The 18,779-nt window shown below is 69.7% G+C and carries 15 protein-coding genes and 1 pseudogene; 11 read left to right on the forward strand and 5 right to left on the reverse strand.

Going from position 1 to position 18,779, the window contains the following annotated elements; translation table 11 throughout:
* Positions 1–322 precede the first annotated feature (322 nt).
* The 4 genes and pseudogenes from ACFWX1_RS31605 (at position 323) to ACFWX1_RS31620 (ending at position 6,009) form a co-directional block, all read left to right on the forward strand.
* Positions 323–1,288 (forward strand): sigma-70 family RNA polymerase sigma factor, encoded by a 966-nt coding sequence (locus ACFWX1_RS31605; protein ID WP_378393410.1) that lies wholly within the window; start codon positions 323–325, stop codon positions 1,286–1,288.
* A gap of 41 nt (positions 1,289–1,329) precedes the next feature.
* Positions 1,330–2,759, forward strand: a pseudogene (locus ACFWX1_RS31610) (3' terminal RNA ribose 2'-O-methyltransferase Hen1).
* Positions 2,756–5,302, forward strand: a complete 2,547-nt coding sequence (locus tag ACFWX1_RS31615; RefSeq protein ID WP_378393411.1) for a polynucleotide kinase-phosphatase — start codon at positions 2,756–2,758, stop codon at positions 5,300–5,302. The pseudogene ACFWX1_RS31610 and the gene ACFWX1_RS31615 overlap by 4 nt, the downstream one beginning before the upstream one ends.
* Positions 5,303–5,388: 86 nt before the next feature.
* A complete protein-coding gene (locus tag ACFWX1_RS31620) occupies positions 5,389–6,009 on the forward strand; it encodes a TetR/AcrR family transcriptional regulator (RefSeq protein WP_378393412.1) in 621 nt (206 codons plus the stop codon).
* Between the two features lie 28 nt (positions 6,010–6,037).
* Here ACFWX1_RS31620 and ACFWX1_RS31625 read toward each other — a convergent pair whose 3' ends face one another.
* Positions 6,038–6,727 carry a maleylpyruvate isomerase family mycothiol-dependent enzyme gene (locus tag ACFWX1_RS31625; RefSeq protein ID WP_378393413.1) on the reverse strand — a complete coding sequence of 230 codons (690 nt, stop codon included), beginning with the start codon at positions 6,725–6,727 and terminating at the stop codon, positions 6,038–6,040.
* Positions 6,724–7,332 carry a TetR/AcrR family transcriptional regulator gene (locus tag ACFWX1_RS31630; RefSeq protein ID WP_378393414.1) on the reverse strand — a complete coding sequence of 203 codons (609 nt, stop codon included), beginning with the start codon at positions 7,330–7,332 and terminating at the stop codon, positions 6,724–6,726. Before ACFWX1_RS31630 ends, ACFWX1_RS31625 begins: the two co-directional genes overlap by 4 nt.
* A 118-nt stretch (positions 7,333–7,450) precedes the next feature.
* Between ACFWX1_RS31630 and ACFWX1_RS31635 the strand changes: the two genes are divergently transcribed.
* The gene (locus tag ACFWX1_RS31635) at positions 7,451–8,383 is read left to right on the forward strand and encodes an alpha/beta hydrolase family protein (RefSeq protein ID WP_378393415.1); all 933 of its coding nucleotides are present in this window, start codon (positions 7,451–7,453) and stop codon (positions 8,381–8,383) included.
* A 6-nt stretch (positions 8,384–8,389) separates the two neighbouring features.
* Here ACFWX1_RS31635 and ACFWX1_RS31640 read toward each other — a convergent pair whose 3' ends face one another.
* Both ACFWX1_RS31640 and ACFWX1_RS31645 read right to left on the reverse strand, forming a co-directional pair.
* The gene (locus ACFWX1_RS31640) at positions 8,390–9,934 is read right to left on the reverse strand and encodes a flavin-containing monooxygenase (protein ID WP_378393416.1); all 1,545 of its coding nucleotides are present in this window, start codon (positions 9,932–9,934) and stop codon (positions 8,390–8,392) included.
* Positions 9,934–10,857 carry a diiron oxygenase gene (locus ACFWX1_RS31645; protein ID WP_378393417.1) on the reverse strand — a complete coding sequence of 308 codons (924 nt, stop codon included), beginning with the start codon at positions 10,855–10,857 and terminating at the stop codon, positions 9,934–9,936. The genes ACFWX1_RS31640 and ACFWX1_RS31645 overlap by 1 nt, the downstream gene beginning before the upstream one ends.
* 113 nt (positions 10,858–10,970) lie before the next feature.
* Between ACFWX1_RS31645 and ACFWX1_RS31650 the strand changes: the two genes are divergently transcribed.
* Positions 10,971–11,624 carry a TetR/AcrR family transcriptional regulator gene (locus ACFWX1_RS31650; RefSeq protein WP_378393418.1) on the forward strand — a complete coding sequence of 218 codons (654 nt, stop codon included), beginning with the start codon at positions 10,971–10,973 and terminating at the stop codon, positions 11,622–11,624.
* Positions 11,625–11,698: 74 nt separating this feature from the next.
* On the opposite strand, the gene ACFWX1_RS31655 is transcribed toward ACFWX1_RS31650, so the two are convergent.
* Positions 11,699–12,694, reverse strand: a complete 996-nt coding sequence (locus tag ACFWX1_RS31655) for a LacI family DNA-binding transcriptional regulator (protein ID WP_378393419.1) — start codon at positions 12,692–12,694, stop codon at positions 11,699–11,701.
* 128 nt (positions 12,695–12,822) lie between these two features.
* On the opposite strand from ACFWX1_RS31655, the gene ACFWX1_RS31660 reads away from it, so the two are divergent.
* Genes ACFWX1_RS31660 through ACFWX1_RS31680 form a run of 5 tightly spaced genes read left to right on the forward strand, consistent with a single transcriptional unit; the run spans position 12,823 to position 18,767 of the window.
* Positions 12,823–14,193 carry a sugar porter family MFS transporter gene (locus ACFWX1_RS31660; protein WP_378393420.1) on the forward strand — a complete coding sequence of 457 codons (1,371 nt, stop codon included), beginning with the start codon at positions 12,823–12,825 and terminating at the stop codon, positions 14,191–14,193.
* A complete protein-coding gene (locus ACFWX1_RS31665; RefSeq protein ID WP_378393421.1) occupies positions 14,190–15,356 on the forward strand; it encodes an ABC transporter substrate-binding protein in 1,167 nt (388 codons plus the stop codon). Before ACFWX1_RS31660 ends, ACFWX1_RS31665 begins: the two co-directional genes overlap by 4 nt.
* The gene (locus ACFWX1_RS31670; RefSeq protein ID WP_378393422.1) at positions 15,353–16,783 is read left to right on the forward strand and encodes a class I adenylate-forming enzyme family protein; all 1,431 of its coding nucleotides are present in this window, start codon (positions 15,353–15,355) and stop codon (positions 16,781–16,783) included. Before ACFWX1_RS31665 ends, ACFWX1_RS31670 begins: the two co-directional genes overlap by 4 nt.
* 17 nt (positions 16,784–16,800) lie before the next feature.
* Positions 16,801–17,976 (forward strand): CaiB/BaiF CoA transferase family protein, encoded by a 1,176-nt coding sequence (locus tag ACFWX1_RS31675; RefSeq protein ID WP_378393423.1) that lies wholly within the window; start codon positions 16,801–16,803, stop codon positions 17,974–17,976.
* A complete protein-coding gene (locus ACFWX1_RS31680) occupies positions 17,973–18,767 on the forward strand; it encodes an enoyl-CoA hydratase/isomerase family protein (protein ID WP_378393424.1) in 795 nt (264 codons plus the stop codon). Before ACFWX1_RS31675 ends, ACFWX1_RS31680 begins: the two co-directional genes overlap by 4 nt.
* Positions 18,768–18,779: the final 12 nt, after the last annotated feature.

Consider the following 18,779-nt stretch of genomic DNA (forward strand, 5'->3'; position numbering starts at 1 on the left):
CTCCTTGAGAGACTCTGGGTCCCTCAAGGAGGCCCCCACGGACCACGCACGGCATCGGGCCCACGGGAGCGGCGACCTCCCCGGCCATCATCTGGGTATCCCCCACCCTCCCTGGGGGACGACCCCGCAACCATCCTACCGCCGAGGCACGACAGAACCGCGTCCACGACCGAAAACGTCCGCAGTTGTCCACACCGCCACAACCCCTGTGGATAGCTGCGAAAACCCCAGGTCGGCGCCCATTTCCCGGACAAAGCGATTCCTTCGCGCCGCCCACCGGTCTATACAGACGGAAGCAGGCACACCGAACCAGGGAGTCGCGATGGCACAGCGCGTCGAGACCGCGCCGGACCACGAGGATTTCGCCCGGCACACCGAGCCGTTCCGGCGCGAGCTGCTGGCGCACTGCTACCGCGTCCTCGGCACGCTGGACGAGGCCGAGGACCTCGTCCAGGAAACCTACCTCCGTGCCTGGCGTGCCTACGACCGCTTCGAAGGCCGCTCGTCGATCCGCACCTGGCTGTACCGCATCGCGACCAACGCCTGCCTGACCGCGCTGGAGAACCGCGGCCGCCGTCCCCTCCCGTCCGGCCTCGGCGCACCCGCGGCCGACCCCGACACGGAGCCCGAGCTCGCTCCCGACGTCGTCTGGCTGCAGCCGATCCCGGCCGACCCCGCCACCGTCGTCGCGGAGCGCGACACCCTGCGGCTCGCGCTCATCGCCAGCCTGCAGCATCTGCCCGCCCGCCAGCGGGTGGTGCTGATCCTGCGTGACGTCCTCGCCTGGCCCGCCGCCGACGTCGCCGAGTTGCTCGGCACCAGCACGGCGGCGGTCAAGAGTTCGCTCCAGCGCGCCCGCGCCCGGATGGACGAGGTCGCGCCTGCCGCCGACCAGGTCACCGAACCCACCGAGCCGCAGAGCCGCGCACTGCTGGAGCAGTACATCTCCGCCTTCGAGAACGCCGATCCCACCGCGCTGGAGCGAATCCTGCGCGAGGACGCCGTTCTCGAGGTGACCCCGTCGCGCACGTGGTTCTCCGGACGCGCCACCTGCCTGCCCTACCTCACCCGCTACGCCCTCGGCGAGCCCGGCGACTGGCGGATGCTCCCGATAACCGCCAACGGCCAGCCCGCCGCGGTCGCCTACCTGCTCGGCGAAGACGGGGTGCACCACGTGTACGGCGTGGCCGTGCTCACCACCAGCACGACCGGCCTCGCCCGCATCACGGTTTTCGGCGATCCCGGCCTCACCGGCCGGTTCGGCTGCCCGGACACCCTGCCGCGATAACCGTTCGAGACCACTGCCGCCTGTCGGGAATACTGACCGGCGTGCTGCTGACCATCACGACCACCCACCACCCGGCGAGCGACCTGGGCCACCTGCTGCACAAGCATCCCGGGCGCACGCAGCGATTCGAGCTCGCCGCCGGAGTGGCCCACGTCGTGTACCCGGAGGTCTCGGACGAGCGCTGCACCGCGGCGCTGGTGCTCGAGGTCGACCCGGTGGAACTGGTCCGTTCGGCGCGCAGCTCATCGGGCGAAGGATTCTCGCTGGGCCAGTACGTCAACGACCGGCCGTACGCCGCTTCGTCGTTGCTGGCGGTCGCGCTGGGCAAGGTGTTCGGCTCGGCGATGAAGGGCCGCTGCACGGCTCGGCCGGAACTCGCGGAAACGGCGATCCCGCTGGAACTCCACGTTCCCGTGCTGCCGTGCCGCGGCGGTCCGGAGTTCGCCGGACGGCTCTTCGGCCCGCTCGGCTGGACGGTGTCCGCGACACCGATCGCCCTCGATCCGGCATTCCCCGAATGGGGCGAAAGCCGGTATGTGGATCTGCGCTTGACCGGCACGCTCCGGCTGGCCGACGCGCTGACCCAGCTGTACGTGCTGTTGCCGGTGCTGGACGACGCCAAGCACTACTGGGTCGCGGCCGACGAGGTGGACAAGCTGATCCGCACCGGAGGCGAATGGCTGGCCGCGCACCCGGAACGGGAGCTGATCACCGCGCGCTATCTCGCCCATAAGCGGCGGTTCACCTCCGACGCGCTCGCCCGTCTGTCCGAATTGGACGATCGACCGGCCGAAGCGGACGAGCCGCCTCGGGTGTCGAGTACTCACGACACGGCGGACGAACGGCTACCCTCCCTCGCCGAACAGCGACGCACCGCGGTCCTCGCCGAGCTTCGCACCGCACGGGCGACTCGTGTCGTCGATCTCGGCTGCGGCGAGGGAAATCTCCTGCGCGCGCTACTGTCCGAACGGGAGTTCACCGAGATCGTCGGGGTCGACGTCGCGGCGGGAGCGCTGAATACCGCCGAAGCCCGGCTCCGGCTGGAAAGCCTGCCGGAACGCCAGCGAGCGCGGATCAAGCTGTTCCAGGGATCGGTCACCTACGCCGACGACCGGCTCATCGGCTCATCGGCTACGACGCGATCGTACTGTCCGAAGTGGTCGAACACCTCGACCCGCCTCGCCTGCCCGCGCTCGCCGCGGCCGTGTTCGGCGTCGCCCGTCCGTCCACTGTGGTCATGACGACGCCGAACGCCGAGTACAACACGCGCTGGGAGTCCCTGCCTGCCGGGACGAAACGACACCCGGATCACCGGTTCGAATGGACTCGCGCCGAGTTCGCCGCTTGGGCGGACGACGTGAGCGCCACGTACGGCTACGAGAACCGGCTGCTGCCGGTCGGCCAGGAAGACCCCGAACGGGGTGCGCCGACCCAGCTCGCCGTGTTCACGAAGAACAAAGGAAGGTCATGACGAAGCTCGCCATCCCCGAACTGAGCCTGGTAGCGCTCGTCGGCGTCTCGGGATCGGGCAAGTCCACCTTCGCCCGTACCCATTTCGCGCCGACCCAGGTCCTTTCCTCCGACCTGTTCCGCGGCCTGGTCGCCGACGACGAGAACGACCAGTCCGCGACACCCGACGCCTTCGACGCGCTCTACTACGTTGCGGGCAAACGACTGCGCGCCGGGCGGCTCACCGTCGTCGACGCCACACATCTGCACCGCGAGGACAGGGCGAAGCTCGTCGCGGCGGCCCGCGCGCAGGACGTGCTGCCGGTCGCGATCGTGTTCGACCTGCCGGAATCGGTGGCGCGGCGGCGGAACGCCGAGCACCGCGACCTGCCCGGCCACGTACTCCGGCGGCAGCAGGAGGCACTGCGCCGCTCGGTGCGGCACCTGGCCAAGGAGGGCTTCCGCAAGGTCCACGTTCTGTCCACTGTGGAGGAAGTAGCCGCCGCCGAAATCGAGTACGAGAAGGCCTACAACGACAAACGCGAGCTGACCGGGCCCTTCGACGTCATCGGCGACGTCCACGGCTGCCGGTCGGAGCTCGAAACGCTTCTGCCCCGGCTCGGCTACGTCATCGCCCGTGACGATGCCGGACGCCCCACCGGCGCCCGGCATCCGGAAGGCCGGACCGCCGTGTTCGTGGGCGATCTGGTCGACCGGGGCCCCGACACACCGGGCGTGCTGCGGCTGGTCATGGGCATGGTCGCGGCGGGCACCGCGCTGTGCGTCACGGGAAATCACGAGCACAAGCTGGTCCGCGCCCTCGACGGCCGGAAGATGACTGTCTCCCACGGGCTTTCCGAGTCACTCGCCCAGCTCGCCGCCGAATCGGCGGAGTTCCGCACGGCGGCGCGAGAGTTCATGTACGGGCTCGTCAGCCACTACCGGCTCGACGGCGGAGCGCTGGTCGTCGCACACGCGGGCCTGAAGGAGGAATATCACGGCCGGGCCTCCGGCCGGGTGCGTGCGTTCTGCCTCTACGGCGAAACGACCGGGGAGACCGACGAGTACGGCCTGCCGGTACGTCACCCGTGGGCAAACGAGTACCGCGGCGCCGCGTCTGTCGTTTATGGACATACACCGGTAGCCGAAGCGTTGTGGCACAACAACACCCTCTGCCTCGACACCGGCTGTGTGTTCGGCGGCGCGCTGACGGCGTTGCGCTGGCCGGAACGGGAAATCGTGGCCGTTCCCGCAGAAGCGGTCCACTACGAACCCGTGCGGCCGCTGCGCGCGCCGGAACCCGAGCGGCAGCCCGATCTGCTGTGCATCGACGACGTCCTCGGCACGCGGGTCGTCGAGACCCGGTACCTCGGCCGCGTCAAGATCCGGGAGGAGAACGCCGCGGGCGCGCTCGAGGTGATGAGCCGGTTCGCCGTCGACCCGCATTGGCTGCTGTATCTGCCGCCGACCATGGCGCCGTGCCCGACGTCCCCGGTGGACGATCTGCTCGAACACCCCGCGCAGGCCTTCGACGCCTACCGCGGCGAGGTCCGCGAGGTGATGTGCGAGGAGAAGCACATGGGCTCCCGCGCGGTCGTCCTGGTGTGCCGCGACGCCGAAGCCGGCAGGCGACGGTTCGGCGCCACCGACGGCGCCGCGGGCGTGATCCACACGCGCACCGGCCGTCCGTTCTTCGCGAGTGACGATCAGGAGCTCGGTGTCCACCTGCTCGACCGGCTCCGCGACGCCGCCGGCGCGGCGGGTTTGTGGGACGAACTGGACACCGACTGGTTGCTGCTGGACGCCGAACTGCTGCCGTGGTCGGCCAAGGCGGGCGACCTCCTGCGACGGCAGTACGCCCCGGTCGGCACCGCCGCCAGGACCGTGCTGCCCACCGCGATCTCCTTGCTGGAGCGCACCGCGTCCCGCGGCCAGGACGTCGACGAGCTGCTGGAGCGCCAGCGCGCACGGCTCACCAACGCCGAGGCGTTCACCAGGGCCTACGGCCGTTATTGCTGGCCGGTCCGCGAACTGTCCGATCTCGCGCTCGCGCCGTTCACGATCCTGGCCGGGGAAGGCGCGTCCTACGCCGGACTCGACCGCGCCTGGCACTTCGAGCGGATCGATCGGTTGGTGGCGGCCGATCCCGGCCTGCTGCGCACCACCCGGCGCCTGGTCGTCGACGTCGACGATCCGGCGTCGGTGGCGGCGGGCACGAAGTGGTGGACGGAGCTGACCTCGGAAGACGCGGGCGGCGAGGGCATGGTCGTCAAGCCACTCGCCGGGCTCGTGCGCGGCAAACGCGGGCTCGCGCAACCGGGCATCAAATGCCGCGGCCGCGACTACCTGCGGATCATCTACGGGCCCGACTACACCGAACCCGGGAACCTCGCGCGGCTGCGGGAACGCAAACTCGACCGCAAGCGATCCCTCGCGCTCCGGGAATACAGCCTCGGACTGGAGGCGCTGGCCAGGGTCGCCGACGGAGAACCCCTGTGGCGCGTGCACGAGGCGGTGTTCGGCGTGCTGGCGCTGGAATCCGAGCCCGTCGACCCGCGCCTGTAGGGCCGCGGCGGACCTTCTCGCGATTACCCTGCCCGGCCGGATTCACTCGCCTGCCTTTGTCGGATAGCGCGTGTTAGTTTTCTAGAATGAACCCCGAGATGGAGGGTGAACGCGTCAAACGGGAACGCAATCAACGGGGCCATGGCGAACGGCTGCGCATCGAGATCCTCGAAACGGCGAGTGTGCTGCTGAACGAACTCGGCGCGGCGGACGGGCTTTCCCTGCGCGCCGTGGCCAAGCGCCTCGGCATCGCCGCGCCCAGCGCGTACGCGCATTTCAGCGGCAAGGCGGAGCTGATCGACGCGCTGGTCGGCTACGAGCGCGGGCGCATCGGGGACCATATGGACGCCGCGGCCGAATCCGCGGGTGCCCATCCCCGGGAGCGGCTGCGGGCGTCGGTGCACGCGCTGGCGATGTTCCTGCTCCGCAATCCCGGCGCGCACCGGGTACTGCTGCAGGCACAACGCACGACGGACAAGGTGCCGCGCGAGAACAACCCCACCCTCGAACGCATCACCGTATTGCTGCGGTCGTGCGTGGACGCGGGATTGCCCGTGCGCCTGCCGGTCACGCGCGCCGCCGTGCTGCTCGCCGTCGGAGCGCCGAGCGCCGCGCAGATGGCCCTGCCCCGGCATTCGAGCGCCGAGGCAGAGGCCGCCGTGTGCGAGTTCGTCGACGATCTGGTCTTCCTGGTGCTCGGCCGCTGAAATGTCCTCTGTGGACACGCGACGCTCATTACAGCCACTTCCCCAGGTCGGGCGGATCGGTCAACGCGCCCGCGCCCCGGCCGGTCAGCCAGCGGCAGAGATCGGCCGCCGAACCGTCCACAGTGGCCGGTCGCACGCCGGGAACCTGCCAGGTCCTGGTCCTGTCCACCGGGCACAGCAGCAGGCCGGGCGCCTTGCCCCGCCGGGCGGCCGTGAGATCGGTCAGCAGCGCGTCGAGCAGTTCCGGCGGGAAGTCGTCGAACCCCGCGCCGATGCCGAGGTCGGCGCCGTGGATCCACAGCTCCCGCGTCCGCAGCCACGGCACCTCCGCCACCGGCACGGCCTGCCCCTGCGCGGTGACCACGAACGTTTCCCAGCCATCGCCTGGGAATTCGGCCAGCTCGGCGCGCAGGCGGGTGTCGAAGCCACGCACCAGTTCCCGCAGTTCCGCCGGAGGCAGGGCCGCGCCATGGCCGATCTCGGCGTTGCGGATCCCGCCGTCGGCGTACATCGGTGTCACCACACCGGTCCTTGCCCAGCGCAGCAGCCGCGACAGTGCCTTGGCGTTGTACCCGATGTGGGCGACAAGGTGGGCCACCGTCCAGCCGGGCAAGGTACTCGCGGCGGCGAACTCCGCGTCCGGCAGTCCGTCCACATGCGACAGTACGCGCTCCGCGCCCGTTTCGATCCACGCCAGCCGCTGTTCGATCAGATTCACTTTCGGCCCCCTTCGTCGACTCGGCGTAGTCCCGCGACGAGGAGCGCGACCAGCCGCCGAGCGTCATAGCGATGATTGTTCCCGGCACCCGCGCAAAGGCCCCCGACGCCGCGCATGAGCTCGTACGCGTCCTGACCGGAGCGGATCTCGCCCGCGGCCGCCGCGGCGTCGAGCAACCGGGTGCACACGGGGACGAGACGATCGAGGAAGTAGGAGTGCAACGGGTCGAAGCAGGGGTCGTCGGACTGCAGCACGGACGCGAGTCCTTGTTTGGTGACCACGAAATCGACGAAGAGGTCGATCCAGCTCGCCAGCGCGGCGTACGGGGTCGCGCTGGTTTCCAGCAGCGCGGGGCCCGCCTCGGCGAGGGACTCGACCTGATGCCGGTAGACGGCGACGATCAGATCCGCTCGCGTCGGGAAGTGGCGGTAGATCGTCGCCGTCCCGACACCCGCCTTGGCCGCGATGTCGCGTATCGGCGCCTCCACGCCTGACGCGACGAAGACCGCGGCGGCCGCGTCGAGCAGGGTTTTCTCGTTGCGCCGCGCGTCGGCCCGCTTGGGCCGGGCCGCACGTTCGCCCCCGCCGTCGCCCTCGTTCACCACACCTTGCCTCCGCTCTCGACGTTGCTAACCGGGACAGTGTCCCGTATCGTCAAACGGGACAGTGTCCCGCTTGCCCATCATGGCAGATCAGGGACTCTCCTGGAAGGAAGTTCGCTTCATGACCGCTTCCGACACGGTGATCACGGACGCCGGGCTCGGCGTCTCCGCTCCCGTCGTCTCGGTGAAGCCGGTGGTGCTCCCTGCCCCGGGCCGCGGCGAAGACCTGCGAGTACGCGTGTCCGCGCCCGCGACCGGCCACGCCTTGCCGATCGTCGTCTTCTCGCACGGTTTCGGCTCGTCGCTGGACGGCTACGGCCCCTTGGCCGACTTCTGGGCCGCGCACGGTTTCGTGGTGATCCAACCCACCCATCTCGACTCGAGAACACTGAACCTTGCACCCGAAGATCCCCGCACGCCACGGATCTGGCGATTCCGGGTCGAGGACGTCAAGCGCGTTCTCGACCGGCTGGATCTCCTGGAGGCTTCCGTTCCCGGCCTCGGCGGCCGCCTCGATCGAAGCCGCATCGCCGCGGCCGGACACTCCTTCGGCGGGCAGACGACAGGCAATCTGCTCGGCTTGCGCGTCCTCGATCCGGAGACCGGGGAGGGAGAGGATCTGTCCGACCCACGGATCAAGGCGGGTGTGCTGCTGGCCACGGCCGGTACCGGCGGGGCCGACCTGTCACCGTTCGCGGCAGAGCATTTCCCGTTCATGAACCCGAGTTTCGCGGACATGACCACGCCCGCCCTCGTGGTCGCGGGCGATCGGGACGACTCCCCGCTGACCACGCGCGGGCCGGACTGGATGACCGACCCCTACTTCCTCAGTCCCGGCCCCAAAAGCCTGCTCACCGTGTTCGGGGCCGAACACTCGCTGGGCGGCATCCCCGGCTACGAGGCCAAGGAAACGACGGACGAGCACCCCGGCCGGGTCGCCCTGATCCAGCGTGCCACGTTGGCGTATCTCCGCCACGCGCTCGGCATCGAGGATGCCGGCTGGGAGGCCTTGCGGGAGAACGAAAATCCCTGGGGCCGTATCGAATCCAAGTGACTCCGCTCAGCTCGCGGACCGGACGCGCGGGGCGGCGTCCGGAACCGCGCGGGGTCCGGGAGCCGTGCGGAGTTCGTAGTGCGACAGCGGGAAGTGATGGGCGCGCCAGCGCGCGGTGAGACTCGATTGTGGACGGACGATCGACGGTTCCCCGTTGCGATCGAGGTAGTAACTGTTCGAACCCGCGCAGGACGGGTCGAGGAACAGCCCTTTCCGATGCTGACGCCGAACCTCGGCGAGGAACCGGTCGTGCGCGTCCTGCCGCACGGTCGCGTAGGTGGCACCCTGGCCGCGAGCGTGACTGATGACGCGCTCGGCGTGCCGGGTCTGCGTCTCGGCCATCACGAGCCACGACCAGCTCGTCGCGAAATGCGGGCCGGGGATCAGGAACAGGTTCGGGAAACCGGGCACCGTGATGCCTTCATAGGCCTGGAACCGGTTCTCGAGCCACCAGTCGCGCAGATCCGTCCCGCTCTCGCCGCGCAGCGCGTAGCCGGGAACGCTGTCGTACTCGAAGAACTTGAACCCGGTGGCCAGCACGAGTGTGTCGATAGGACGGACGCGGCCGTCCTCGGTCTCGATGCCGTCGGGCAGGACGCGCCGGATGGGCGTGGTGACCAGCTCGACGTCGTCGCGGTTGAAGGTACGCCAGTAGTCGTTGGAGATCGCCGGGCGCTTGCAGCCGAATTCGTAGCCCGGCAACAGTTTCGCCCGGGTTTCCGGGTCCTTGACCTGGCGCCGCAGATGCTGTTCGGACTGCTTGCGGATGAGCTTCACCAGGAACGGCAGCCGGGCGTGGTTGGTGACGCCGAACAGCATCGCCAGCTCGATCCCGCTGCTGACGGCCGCCCGAGCCGCCCAGCGGACCGGCGGCACGTGTTCCAGCACCCACCGGGCCCGCGGCGACAGCCGGAACTCCGGTTTGGGTGCCACCCAGATCGGCGTGCGCTGGTAGACGTCGAGCCGGGCGACCCGATCGGCGATGGCGGGCACCAGTTGTACCGAGGACGCGCCGGTGCCGATGACCGCGACACGTTCCCCGGCGAGGTCGTGATCGTGGTCCCAGTGCAGGGTGTGAATGGTCTTGCCCGCGAAGGAATCGATGCCCTCGATGTCCGGGATCTGCGCCTTGCCGAACACCCCGTGCGCCGAGATCAGGAACCGCGCGGTCAGCACCGCACCGTCCGAAGTGGTCACGACCCAGTGGTGGTTCTTCCCGTCGAACTCGGCGTCGACGACGTCCTTGCCCAGCCGCACATGGGAACGCAGACCACGGGAGTCCGCGATGTGGTCCACATAGGACTTCACCTCGGCGCCCCGCGCGAAGACACGCTTCCAGTTCCCGGTCTGGGCGAAGGAGAACTGGTACGTCACCGAGGGAATGTCGACGGCGACACCGGGGTAGGAATTGTCCCGCCAGGTGCCGCCGATGTCGTCGGCGCGTTCGAGGATGACGAAGTCGGTGATCCCCGCGTCCTTGAGGCGGATCGCGGCACACAGGCCGACGAAGCCCGCGCCGACGATGACGACCTCGTGGTCCGGTGCCGTCATCACGCCGCCTTGCCGTCCGGGTGCAGGCCCGACATCCGCCACAGCAGCCTGCTCGGCCCGGCGATGATGTCCTGTTCGTGCAGGAACGCCCGCAGCTTCTCGAATCCGGTCGCGTAGATCCGCGCCCGATGCGGATTCTTCCTGGCCTCACGCCGTGCCCGGCGGGCCGTCGCCGCGTCGAGACCGGCGCGGCGGAACACCTCCGGCCGGGTGAGCACCGTCTTGAGCAGCAGGGTGCCGATCCCCGCGACGAGCCGCGCGAGCGCCCGCTCCGGCCAGCGCGACCGGGCCAACCGGCGGGTCAGATCCTCGCGGGCGAAGCGGATGTGGCGCGATTCCTCGGTGACGTGGATGCGCATGACCTGACGCACGAGCGGCTGCAGATCGTCGTCGTTCATGGTGATCCGCTGCAGCGCGTCGAAGATCTCCTCACCCACCAGCGCCGCCACCCACACGGACGGCCCGGTGAGGATGAACGGCAGCACGCGGCCGAGGTTGTGCAGTACGAACCCCTGCCGGTACGGGTGGCCGCCCGCCTTCTCGATGAGCCTGCCGAACATCGTCATGTGCCGGCATTCGTCGCCCAGCTCCGTCCACGCGTAGTGCACGTGGGAGCGGGTCGGGTTCTGCTCGTAGGTCATCCGCAGCAGCATCTGGTTGAGGATGTTCTCGAACCAGATCCCCACGCTGACGGTGTTGATCATCTCCTGGCGCGAGATCTCGATCCGCTGCTCGTCGCTCAGCTCGTCCCACAGCCGCGTCCCGTACAGGGTCACCATGCTCGGCGGCGTGAAGAACTTGCCCTCGACCAGCGGTGCGTCCCAGTCGATGTCGACATCGGGGTCGTACGAGCGTTTGACCGAGCCGAGCAGCAAACGTCGTGCTGTGACTTCCCGCTCGCTTGGCTGCTTCGTCGCATCCATCAGGCCTCCCGATCGTGACGGCGGAGCCGGGCCTTATGGCTTAGCATCAGAACGCATGTAACAATGAAAGTCAAGTTGTAAAGCCCGTCAGGTCGGCAGGATAAGGTTTTGTCATGCGCGGTGACACTCTCGACGACGACAACCTGCTGAAGCGGGCGCTCGACAGCGAGCTGCCGGACGACGAGACGACCGAGCGCATCATGGGCGCGGCCCTGCAGCAGGCCGAAGACTTCGGGCTGCGCCGCTTCACGATCGACGACGTCGCGCGGCGGGTGCGGGTCTCCCGCGTGACGATCTACCGGTACTTCCCCAAGAAGGACCAGCTGCTCAACGCGCTGCTCATGCGCGAGTTGCGGCGCTTCCTCACCAAGGTCGACGCGGTCATCGCCGCCGAGCCGACGCCGGAGGACAAGCTCATCGAGGGCCTGATCTTCTGCCTGGACTTCCTGCGCGGACACCGGCTGCTCACCCGGCTGCTGCGCACCGAACCCGAGCTGATCCTGCCGCACCTGACCACGCAGGCGGGCACCCTGATCGCCGCCGCGCGGGCCTGGATCGCCGGGCACATCCGCGACGAGGTCGGCGCCGGCCGGCTCGCGCTGCCGGACGAGGACATCGAATGCGCCGCCGAACTCATCGCGCGCACGGTCATCTCCCTGGTCATCACCCCGGACACCGTGCTGCCCCTCGATTCCCCGGCCGGACGCCGCCGCCTGGCCGACCTCTACCTCACCCCCATCGTCCAAACCCTCCGCCCGAGCGAGTGACGCCCCCCATCACGTGAGATCTCCGTTCAATCACGCGAGATCGCGCCTCAAACACGCGAGTGCGCCGGAACGGCTCAGCGGGGCGGGGCGGTGGAGCCTCGGATGACCAGTTCCGGGGCGGGTTCGCGGATGACCTCGTGCCGCGGCGGGGCGCCGTCGAGCTGACGCAGGATCGCCGCGACCGAGCGTCGTCCCAGTTCCCGCAACGGAAGCCGGACCACGGTCAGCGGCGGCGAGAGGTGTTCGGCGAAGAAGACGTCGTGCAGCGCGACGATCGACAGATCGCGAGGGACGTCGAGACCCGCCACGCGCGCGGCCGTCATCGCGCCGACCGCCGAAAGGACGTTGCTGACCACGATCGCCGTGACGTCCGGGCTCGCGGCGAGGAGTTTCGCCAGCGCCACCCCGCCCGCGTCGGTCGTGTGGCCACCGGCGAGCGACGGTCCATCTTGGACACCCGCCGCACGCAGCGCGTTCCGCCAGCCGCGGACCCGCGCCTCGGAACGGGCCTTGGGCGCGCCCAGCTTGAGATGCCCGATCGCGGTGTGCCCCAGGTCGAGCAGATGCCGGGTGGCGACGTGCGCGGCCGCTTCGTCGTCGAGCGCGACGCTGCCCACGTCGTCGCGCGTGCGGTCGTTGACCAGCACCAACGGCAGCCGCGCCGAAGCGATGTTGGCGACCGTGTCGTCGGCGGTGGTGCTGCCGCGTTGCAGCAGCAGGCCGTCGATCCGGTTGCCCCGCACGATCCGTTCGAAGGCCTTGTCGCCCCGCGCGAGTTCGTCCGCGTCGGCGAGCAACAGTGCGAAGCCGTTCGCGCTCGCCTCGGCCTGCGCGCCGTCGAGGATTTCGCTGTACACCGGGTTGCTGGTGTCGTGCACCGCCATCCCGATGATGCCGACCTCGGCCTTCCGCAACGCCCGCGCGACCTCGTTGGGCGTGTAGTTCAGGTCCTCGGCGACCGCGAGCACCCGCTGCCGGGTGTCCTCCCGGATCCGCAGCGTCTCGTCGCCGCGCAGGAGCCGGGACACCACGGCCGGGCTGACCCCGGCAGCACGCGCGACGTCGCTCATCTTGGCACGGCCGTTATGCGGCCGTGACGAGCTCGACGGTTGACAGTTCTCGGGCACGGACGCAAGCTTACCTCGCGGTAAATCGATTTACTTACCCTCGGGTCCCCCCACAGTGAGGAGATCGGACGATGGAGTCCGCGGCGCCCTCGCCCAGCGCGAACACACGCTTCGTCCGCTCGGTCGCGGTCGTCGCGGCGCTGGGCGGGCTGCTTTTCGGCTACGACACCGGGATCATCTCCGGTGGCCTGCTGTTCATCCGGACGGAGTTCCGCCTCTCCGCGCTCATGGAGGGTGTGGTCGTCAGCTCGCTGCTCGTCGGCGCCACGATCGGCTCGCTCGTGTCGGGCAGGCTGGCCGACCGGTACGGCAGGCGCGCGGTGCTGCTCGGCACCGCGGTCGTGTTCGCGGCGGGCGCGCTGCTGGCGGGACTCGCCCCGGACGAGACCCTGCTGGTGCTCGGCCGGTTCGTCCTCGGCCTGGCGATCGGCCCCGCCTCGGCGGTCGTCCCGCTCTACATCGCCGAGATGGTGCCCGCCGCCCAGCGCGGCGCGCTGGTCAACTGCAACCAGCTGATGATCACCATCGGCATCGTCGTGTCCTACGCCGTCGGGTTCGCGTTCGCGCCGATCGAGGGCTGGCGCTGGATGCTCGGCCTGGCGGTCGTCCCCGCCGCACTGCTCGGCGCCGGCATGGTGTTCCTGCCGGAAACGCCCCGCAACCTGGTCCGGCGGCAGCTGCCCGGCCAGGCCAGGACGGTGCTGCGCTCCATCTACGGCAAGGAAGACGTCGAATCCGAGCTGGCCGAGATCCGCGCCGCGGACGAGCGGGACCGGACGTCGGTCGCGGCCCGCGGCGTACTGCGGGACCGCTCCGTGCGGCCGATGCTCGTCGTCGGCATGGGGCTGGCGGTGTTCTCGCAGATCGCCGGGGTCAACACGATCATCTACTTCGCGCCGTCCGTGCTGGCCGGTTCCGGATTCGGCGCGTCGGGCTCGATTCTCGCGCAGGTCGGCGTCGGGGTGATCAACGTGCTGATGACCGTCCTCGCGATGGTGCTCATCGACCGGGTGGGCAGGCGGCCCATGGTGATCACCGCGTTCACCGGGATGGGCGCGGGCATGCTGCTGCTCGGCCTGGTGTACCTGCTGCCGGCGCAGGGCGGTGCCGTGGCGTGGTTCGCGCTGGCCTGCATGGCCGTCTACATCGGATTCTTCGCCTTCGGCGTCGGCACCATCCTGTGGGTGCTGATTTCCGAGATCTACCCGCCGAAGGTCCGCGGTGCCGCGGTCGGCCTGGCCACGATGGCGCACTGGCTCGCGAACTTCGTGGTGGCGCTGACCTTCCCGCTGCTGATCGCCGCCGCGGGCGCCACCGCGACGTTCTGGATCTTCGCGGTCGCCTGCGCGGCGGCGGCGCTGTTCTGCGTGCGGCTGGTGCCGGAGACGAAGCGGCGTTCGCTCGAGGACATCTCCGGCGGCGCACCGGCGGTGGCGTCGTGATCGTGCTGCGGGGGATGGCGTGGGGCCATCAGCGCGGAATCGGCTGCTTGCGTGCGGTGTCCACTGTGTACACGGAAGCGAACCCGGAGGTGTCGGTCGTCTGGGATTCCCGCTCGCTCCAGGACTTCGAGGACATGCCGATCACCGAGCTGGCGGACCGGTACGACCTGATCGCGATGGATCACCCGTACGTCGGCCAGGCACAGACGACGGAGGCGCTGCTCCCCCTCGAAAAGGTCATGTCCGCGGGGTCGCTGGCCGCACAGCGGGCGGGGAGCGCCGGGCCGAGCTACGCTAGCTACACCTGGGCCGGCAGCCAATGGGCGGTGGCGATGGACGCGGCGGCGCAGACGACGGCGTACCGGCCGGACGTGCTCGGCCAGCTCGGCTGGAACACGCCGCCGCGTACCTGGGACGGCGTATTCGAATTGCTCAAATCCCTTCCCCGCCACCGGAAAGCCGTCATCCCGGCGAATCCGACGCACCTGCTCGGCAGCCTCCTCACCCTCTGCGCGCAGCAAGCGGGCACGCACGAGGGCTGGACCGGCCGCTACGGTCTGCGCCCGGACGTCGCCGTGCCCGCGACCATCCGGTTGCAGCGCCTGCTGGGCCTGGCCGACGCGGTGTCGTGGACCAGCGATCCCATCCAAACGCTGGAGGCGATGCGTAGTGGCGACACCGTCGCCTACTCGCCGATGATCTTCGGCTACGTGAACTATTCCCGAGTGGACAGTGCCGGGAATTCCGTGCGCTACGCCGACATTCCCTCCCTCGACGGCGCCCCGGCGGGTTCGTTGCTCGGCGGGGTCGGGTTGACCATCTCGTCGCGATGTGCCGAACCCGAAGCGGCGGCACGCTTCCTCGAATACGTCGTCAGCCCGGAGTGCCAGACCGGAGAATACGTACGCTCCGGCGGCCAGCCCGGCCATCGCGCGGCGTGGACGAACCCCGCGATCGACGCGCACTGCGGAAACTTCTTCTCCCGTACACTGTCCACCTTGGACCATGCGTTCGTCCGGCCGCGCGATCCGGCCTATCCGTCGGTGCACCATCGGGCCGGGCTGGAGATCCACCGGCTGGCACGGCAAGGCGCCAGTGCCGTCGAGATCGTCCGCCGGTTCAACGACGTCTGCCTGATGACCTACGCGAGCGCGGGCCTATGACGACGTTGCCCGAACTGGTTTCCGCCGCGCACCGGCGCTTCGCCGAGCAGCCCGCCGTACTGGTCGAGCACGGCGCGATCACTTTCGCCGAGCTCGGCGCGCAGGCGCGTTCCGTCGCGTACACCCTGGCCGAACTCGGACTGCGGCCGGGCGATCGGGTCGTGATCGCACTGGACAACCGGCCGGAGGTCCTCGCGGTCGAACACGGAGTGTGGCTCGGCGGGTGCGTGCGGGTCGCGGTCAGCACCCGGCTGCATCCCGAGGAGATCGCCGGGATCGCCGCGGACTGCGCGGCCGCCGTCGTCGTCTGCGCGGCCGATCTCGCCGCGCGGCTGGACGAGCTTTCCGTGTGCACACCGGAACAACTTCTCCGTGGCGGCGCCGGGCCCGAACCACCGCATGCGCCCGGCGACCTCGTCGCGCTGATGTACACGTCCGGGAGTACGGGCAAGCCGAAGGGCGCCCGGGTGACGAGCGCGGCGTGGGTCGCGATGCTGGAGGCGATGTGGTCCGCGCTGCCCCCGATCGGCCCCGGCGACGTCGTGCTGCATGTGGCGCCGATGAGCCATTTCGGCGGCTCGGTGGGAAGTGCGTACACCCTGGCGGGCGCGGCGGCCCTGCCGTTGCCGCGTTTCGACGCGGAATCCGCGCTGGCGACGGCCCGGCGACACGGCGTGACCGCGATACCGCTCGTGCCGACCATGCTGGACCGGCTGGTCGCCGTCGCGGAGCGGGACCCGTTGCCGGTGAAAGCGGTGATCTACGGCGGCGCGCCGATCCACGTTCCCGCACAGATCCGGGCCCGCGCGGTGTTCGGCGATGTGCTGTACCAGTTCTACGGGCTCAGCGAAGCGCTCGCGCCGCTCACCGTACTGTCCGCAGTGGACCATGCCGATCCTGATTCACATCGGCTCGCCTCGGTGGGGCGTCCGGTGTCGTCGGTCGAATTGTCCGTTGTGGACGATCAGGGCAAACGCGTCCCGAACGGCGAGATCCGGGTTCGCGGGCCGCAGATCATGCCGGGGTACTGGAACGGCGCGGAAATCCCGGCGGGCGGCTGGTTCGCCACCGGCGATCTCGGCTTCGTCGACGAGGACGGCTACCTGCACCTGACCGGGCGCCGCAGCGAACTGATCGTCACCGGCGGCTTCAACGTCTACCCCGCCGAAGTGGAGAACGCGATCGCGGCGCTCGACGGTGTCGCCGAGGTAGCCGTGCTCGGGGTTCCGGACAACCAATGGGGCGAAACCGTCGCCGCGGTGGTCGTCGCCGAGGACGGGCACGACCTGTCCGAAGTGGATATTCGACGAGCCTGCGCGGATCGGCTGGCCGGGTACAAGAAGCCCCGGCGGATCGTGTTCGCCGACCGGTTGCCCGTGAACAGCACCGGCAAGGTAGCCAAGCAGGTGCTGCGATCCTGGTTCTAGCAGAAGGAGGAAGTTCCGTGCCACAGGCGTTGGACGGCGTTCGCGTCCTCGATTTCACGCAGATGATGCTCGGCCCGTACGGGACGCAGGTCCTGGCCGACCTCGGCGCAGACGTGATCAAGGTCGAACGGATCGACGGCGAATGGGAACGCGGGCTACGGATGCAGGGCGACCTCGTCGACGGCGACTCGGCCGCGTTCCTCGCGATGAACCGCAACAAACGCTCGGTCGCGGCCGATCTGCGGTCCGCCGAGGTGCGGGACGCGCTGCTGGAGATCGGCGCCACCTGCGACGTCGTGGTGGAGAACTTCCGGCCCGGCGTGCTCGCCAAGCGCGGTCTCGGCTACGAGGACTTCCGGCGCGTCAAACCGGACATCATCTACTGCTCGGGGTCCGGCTGGGGTCAGGACACCCGCTACGCCAAGGAGAACCGGCCCGGCCAGGATCTGCTGATCCAGTCGATGTCCGGCCTGGCGGCCAACGGCGGCCGGGCGGGTGACCCGCCGACCCCGGCGGGGACCGCGATCGTGGACGCCGCGACCGCGCTGACGCTGGCGAACGGGATCCTCGCGGCATTGGTCGCTCGGATGCGCCATGGAGTGGGCCAGCGCGTCGAGGTCGACCTCTACTCCACTGCGATTTCGTTGCAGTGTCAGGAGATCTCGTCACTGGTCAATCAGGACACCGAGTTCAGCCGCTCGGTCGCGGGTGTCGGGCAGGCGTGGCTGGAGGCCCCGTTCGGGATCTATCGCACCGCCGACGGCTGGCTCGCGGTCGCCATGGCCCCGCTGGACGTCGTCGGCCCGCTGTTCGACGTCCCGAAAATCGCCGGCCTGGACGCGTGGAAGAACCGCGACGAGGTGAAACACCGCATCGAGGAACGCACCGCGCGAAAGTCCACACAGGACTGGCTGGACACGTTGCTCCCCGCGGGTGTGTGGTGTGCCAGGGTGCGCGGTACCAAGGAGGCCGTGGACGAGCTGCGCGCCGACGGCTCGGATCTCCTCGTCCGCACCCGGCTCGCCTCCGGCCGCGAGGTCGAGCTGATCGGCTGCCCGATCCGGCTGTCCGAAACACCGTGGGAATTGCGGTACGCGCCGCCCGCGGTCGGTGAGCACACCGACGACGTTCTCGGCGAAGTGCTCTCCGCGGACGATCTCGCGCGGCTGCGGGCGGACGGGGTCATCGCGTGAGCAGCGAACGGCGGGTGCACGAGCACCTCGTGGAGACCAGGACCGGCGCCGTCGCGACGTTGCGGATCGACCGGGAAAGCGCGCTGGGAGCCCTGTCCCGGCCGATGGTCGAGGCACTGGGCGGGTATCTGACCGCGCTGCGGTCCGATGAGGACGTTCGGGTGCTGGTACTGACCGGCACCGGACGCGGGTTCATCGCGGGGGCGGACATCAACGAGTACTCCGGGGTCACCCGGACCGCGTTCGACGACTACCAGAAGCTTTCGCGTGGCGTGTTCGACCAGCTGGCCCAGCTGCCGCAGCCGACGATCGCGGCGGTCAACGGGTACGCGCTGGGCGGCGGCTTCGAAATCGCGCTGTGCTGCGATTTCCTCGTCGCCTCCACGGCCGCGCGATTCGGGCTGCCGGAGATCTCGCTCGGCCTGCTCCCCGGCGGGGGCGGTACCGTGCGGCTGGCGCGGCAGGTCGGCGTCCGGCTCACGAAGGAGCTGGTGCTGACCGGGCGGCGGCTCAAGCCCGACGAGGCGCACCGGCTCGGGCTGCTCACCGCGCTGACCGAGCCGGATGATCTCCTGGCCCGCGCGGGCGAGCTGGCCGCGACCATCGCCGCACAGGCACCACTCGCGGTCCAGGAAGGCAAACGGCTGGTCGACGACGGCGTCGAGACCGGGCTCGCCGTCGCGCTCACCCGCGAGCAGCAGGTGTTGTCCTGGCTGTCCACAACGGACGACGCGCGGGAGGGGATCGCCGCGTTCCTGGAGAAACGCGCGGCGGTGTTCCATGGTCGCTGAGCACGTTCGAGG

This window comes from Amycolatopsis sp. NPDC059021 (assembly GCF_042739895.1).
Lineage (GTDB): Bacteria > Actinomycetota > Actinomycetes > Mycobacteriales > Pseudonocardiaceae > Amycolatopsis.

Coding starts and splice junctions, on each gene's coding strand:
- ACFWX1_RS31655 (WP_378393419.1), bottom strand. CDS start 12,694: ATGAGCGACGTCGCGCGTGCTGCCGGGGTCAGCCCGGCCGTGGTGTCC.
- ACFWX1_RS31620 (WP_378393412.1), top strand. CDS start 5,389: ATGAACCCCGAGATGGAGGGTGAACGCGTCAAACGGGAACGCAATCAA.
- ACFWX1_RS31640 (WP_378393416.1), bottom strand. CDS start 9,934: ATGACGGCACCGGACCACGAGGTCGTCATCGTCGGCGCGGGCTTCGTC.
- ACFWX1_RS31605 (WP_378393410.1), top strand. CDS start 323: ATGGCACAGCGCGTCGAGACCGCGCCGGACCACGAGGATTTCGCCCGG.
- ACFWX1_RS31650 (WP_378393418.1), top strand. CDS start 10,971: ATGCGCGGTGACACTCTCGACGACGACAACCTGCTGAAGCGGGCGCTC.
- ACFWX1_RS31645 (WP_378393417.1), bottom strand. CDS start 10,857: ATGGATGCGACGAAGCAGCCAAGCGAGCGGGAAGTCACAGCACGACGT.
- ACFWX1_RS31615 (WP_378393411.1), top strand. CDS start 2,756: ATGACGAAGCTCGCCATCCCCGAACTGAGCCTGGTAGCGCTCGTCGGC.
- ACFWX1_RS31635 (WP_378393415.1), top strand. CDS start 7,451: ATGACCGCTTCCGACACGGTGATCACGGACGCCGGGCTCGGCGTCTCC.
- ACFWX1_RS31660 (WP_378393420.1), top strand. CDS start 12,823: ATGGAGTCCGCGGCGCCCTCGCCCAGCGCGAACACACGCTTCGTCCGC.
- ACFWX1_RS31670 (WP_378393422.1), top strand. CDS start 15,353: ATGACGACGTTGCCCGAACTGGTTTCCGCCGCGCACCGGCGCTTCGCC.